Below are 3795 nucleotides of genomic sequence, written 5' to 3' on the forward strand. Positions count from 1 at the left end.
AGCACCTATTGCGGGCACAAACCTCGTAGGCATTGAAATACCGAATAAAGATCGTGCTAAATTTTTGCGGGTAAATTTGGCTGCGGATTTCAGCGCGAGTGTGGTAGGCTAAATTTGCCGCAAGGAAAAATTTTGAGCGTAGCAGCAAAATTTTACGAGTTATAAAGCGTAGGGACTTGTATCTGCTCCGCCGCGTGAGTGTGGGTTTGCTTTAAAATTTTGATTTTGCGTGGGGTGGGTTGGTTGCACGTCTGTATCTGCACGGCAGGATTTATGGCTGCCGTGAGTTTGGGTGTCGCTTACATGCAGCTCGCGCGGACTCAGTGCGGATGTACCAAGTCGGCGCGGCGATCGAAATTTTAAAATTTGAAGCTCGTGGCACGCTAAATTTAATAGCTCGCAAGCGGCGCGAGCGAGTGAAATTTATGTCAATTTCGTATAAATTTCATAAATTCCGCAGCTAAATTCTGCGATGAAATTTAGCTATGAAATTCCGATCACGGAATTTCGGCGATAGAATTTTAATGGCGAAATTCCGCAAAATTTGATATTAGCAAAGGATAAAATTTGATAGTTGCGATCGATCTTGGGCTTAAACGTATCGGCGTGGCGGCGGCACCCGATGATAAGACGCCGCTTCCGTGCGAGCCGATCCTGCGCAAAAACCGCACCCAAGCCGCGCGCGAGCTAAGCGAACTGCTGCACGAAAAGGGTGCCAGCGTGCTAGTGCTGGGCGTGCCGCGCGGCGGGGCGAGCGAGGAGGAGATGAGCAGGCGCATACGCCACTTCGCCTCGCTGCTGGATTTTGACGGCGAGATAAAATTTCAAGATGAGAGCTTTTCGAGCGCCGAAGCGGCGGAGTTTGCGAGTAAATGCGCTAAGGGCGGCGGCAAGGATCCGCGCTTTGATAGCATCGCCGCGACGATAATTTTGCAGAGGTTTTTGGCGAGCAGGGGCTAGGCACGCGCGTAGTGATGTAATTTGCGCGCGGCGGCGCAAGATAGAATTGCCACTCGTCTGTTTTGCCGTTTGTCTATTTTGTCGCCGTTTGAAAGGCCGCGAAATTTTACTCGCTCGCCTAAAACGGACGGAATTTTATGCTCGTTAGAGATTGATAAAATTTCATCGTCCGTTAAAGCTTGGCGAAATTTTGCTTTGCCTAAAAAGAGTCTGTATAATTTATTTCGGAGCATCCGTAAATGACGCTTTAGGCGGTTAAACCGAGTGAGATTGACGGTGGTTTGAGCTTCAAGTAGTGAGGCTTATGTATTTTGGGATCTGCGTTCGCGCGTACGGCTACTATTTAAGTTTCTTTAAAGGTCTATTTAGACGCAAAGAATGCTAAGTAAAATTGTAAAAACGCGGATGCATCATAGAATAGGGCGCAAATTTTGGATAAATTTCATTTAGGGAGCGGTTATGTTTAAGATCACGATGTTAGTAAAAAAGGCGCCGGGTATCACGCAGCAGGAGTTTGTGGCACACTGGGCGGCGCATTCACAAAAGGTTTTGGCTAATCAAAAGGTGCTAAACATCGTCCGCTACGCAAAAACCATGCCCGTCTTTCCAGAGGGGCAGAGTACCAAGCGCGAGACGGCGGCGTTTAACTACGACGCGATGGGCGAGCTATGGTATGAGAGCGTGCAGGCGTTTGCGGATGCGCGAAATAGCGAGGCGGCGCGAGCGGTGCTAACGGAGCTGATGGCGGATGAGGCGAGGTTTTGCGATATGGAAAACTCCGTGATGTGGTTCGGCGAGGAGGAGGCTGTGATAGAATTCGGTGCCAAGGAAGCGTAAATGTAAGGCCGAAATGATAAAATTTTATGGATCGCACAGGCGATAAGAGGCGGAAATTTATCGTTCGCAGCAGATACGCTTTGGATATGGCGCGCGGAATTGCGGCAAATATGGTGCTCATGGATGATGTGTGGGTGTAGCATACATATATGAAATTTACATGCGCGATACAGATACTGCGCGGCCTTAATTATTTTAAGACTCACATATCTAAGTGGTGCGATCTAAGAATCCTGGGTATTGAGCCAAAACGCCTAAAGACGCATTATGCCTGCGATTTTGGCATAGGTAAGCCGATTTCTAAGATAAAACTTAAAGGCTGGCGGCGTAAATTTTTTTAAAATTTCTAAGCAGCAATGCGAAATTTTCAAAAATTTTCTATGGCGCGGCAAGATGCTAATCGCGGGCTTCGTATGCAACAAAAATATTTTACGCGTGAAATCCGCTTTAATAAATCGCCATTGCAGAGGCTGCAGGTGCTTAAGACCTCAAGGATTAAATACGTTTTAGTCCTATTATAAATACTGCAGGCGCCGTGGATGCCGCATAGACGGTGCGAGTAAAAATTGAGGCAAGCCAGCCATAAAAATAATCTTGCAAGTAAAATTTTAATTTGCCTTTTTAAAATTCCGCTCAAAGCTCCGTTTAAAATTTTATTCAAAAATTTTGCTTGGGATTTTGATAGGAATTTTGCAAAAATTCGCCGTAAATTTCACAGCTATTATCAAAAATTAAAATTTTACCCCTCGTTTTTTGCTATAATTATTTTTAAAATTTAAAAGGAGCAAAAATGAAAATTTTAGCGTCGATTGCCGCACTAATCGTAGCAGCCTACTTGCTCGCGCAGATATTTTTCCCGCAAGGGGTCTCGTTTGTCGGATGCGGCGTCGGTAGGGCTAATTCGTGCGAAGACTATGGAGCATATTTGCTTGAGGAGCGCGATTATGAGGCGGCAAAAAAGCCATTTGAAAAAGCTTGTGAAGCGGGGCTAGAAAATAGCTGTGCTATCGCGGGGGATTTATATTACGACGAGCAAAATTTATATAAAACTACAAAAGATAAGGGCAAGTCCGCGCGGTTTTATTCCAAAGCGTGCGAGCTGGGAGCTGCCAAAGCTTGCTACAACGCCGCGATAATCTCTTATAAAAATGCGGATAAGAAAAATACGTTCGCATTTTTTGCCAAATCATGCGATTTGGGACTAGGCGAGGGCTGCTTAAATGCTGCGGTCGCTAGCTACGAAGAAAAAGACTATCAGGGCGCTCTTAAGTTTTTCCTCAAATCTTGCGATGCTGCTTTGGCAGAGGGATGCCAGAGGGTCGGGCTAGCGTATTCAAAGAAGGAATTTGGAGAGCCGGATCTGGATAAGGCGATGATCTACTACGACAAAGCCTGCAAGCTGGGAGCTGAGTTTAGCTGCAACGTAGTAGCTGCGATGAATAAAATAAATGCAAGCGAGGCTAATGCTACTAAATAGATGACAGGGCTAGCTAGATGATAACACGGCGAGATCGAAATTAATATAGAAATTTTGCGGAGCTTTATAGGATTTTATGGAATTCTGTGGAATTTCGTCTTTAAATTTTATTGCTGAAATTCCGTATATTGCGATAATAGCGATAGATAGCGATTTTAAAATTTCAGTATCTTAGAAGTTTAGAATTTAATCTATGCTGTGGATTTTATTGACAGAATTTTAACTTATCATAGACTTATCCATCGCGATATAGGGATTTCATCATAATCATGGTGCTAAATTATATATCGTTGAAAGAGAAAAAATTGCGCAAACTAGCGAGTAGCTATGCAATCACAGCTGATATGGCAAAAATATCCGAAGAAGATCGCACGAGGTAATCAATCTGCGAAGTAAGTAAAATCATCTAAATTTCTGATTTCGACACTAACAACACCTAACTTTTCTAGCACTTTTGCATGTTCTGCAAAGGCACCTTGCAAGGCTAATATTCCGATTTTCATCTATTTTCCTCGCTCAGC

General features: G+C 44.4%; 5 protein-coding genes. 4 read left to right on the forward strand and 1 reads right to left on the reverse strand.

From position 1 onward, the window contains the following. The first annotated feature begins 239 nt into the window (after positions 1-239). From Q0372_RS06020 to Q0372_RS06035, 4 genes are all read left to right on the forward strand, one after another. A complete protein-coding gene (locus Q0372_RS06020) occupies positions 240-464 on the forward strand; it encodes a hypothetical protein (RefSeq protein WP_298103792.1) in 225 nt (74 codons plus the stop codon). A 103-nt stretch (positions 465-567) separates the two neighbouring features. After that, positions 568-960: a Holliday junction resolvase RuvX gene (ruvX, locus tag Q0372_RS06025; RefSeq protein WP_298103795.1), complete on the forward strand. Its 393-nt coding sequence runs from the start codon at positions 568-570 to the stop codon at positions 958-960. A 459-nt stretch (positions 961-1419) separates the two neighbouring features. After that, positions 1420-1797, forward strand: a complete 378-nt coding sequence (locus Q0372_RS06030; RefSeq protein ID WP_298103797.1) for an EthD domain-containing protein — start codon at positions 1420-1422, stop codon at positions 1795-1797. A gap of 790 nt (positions 1798-2587) precedes the next feature. Next, positions 2588-3274: a tetratricopeptide repeat protein gene (locus Q0372_RS06035; RefSeq protein WP_298103800.1), complete on the forward strand. Its 687-nt coding sequence runs from the start codon at positions 2588-2590 to the stop codon at positions 3272-3274. 380 nt (positions 3275-3654) lie between these two features. Here the strand turns inward: Q0372_RS06035 and Q0372_RS06040 are convergent, their stop codons facing one another. Continuing rightward, positions 3655-3777, reverse strand: a complete 123-nt coding sequence (locus Q0372_RS06040; protein ID WP_298103804.1) for a hypothetical protein — start codon at positions 3775-3777, stop codon at positions 3655-3657. Positions 3778-3795 lie beyond the last annotated feature (18 nt).

Origin of the sequence: uncultured Campylobacter sp., from assembly GCF_937997405.1 — a bacterium.
Classification (GTDB): domain Bacteria; phylum Campylobacterota; class Campylobacteria; order Campylobacterales; family Campylobacteraceae; genus Campylobacter_B.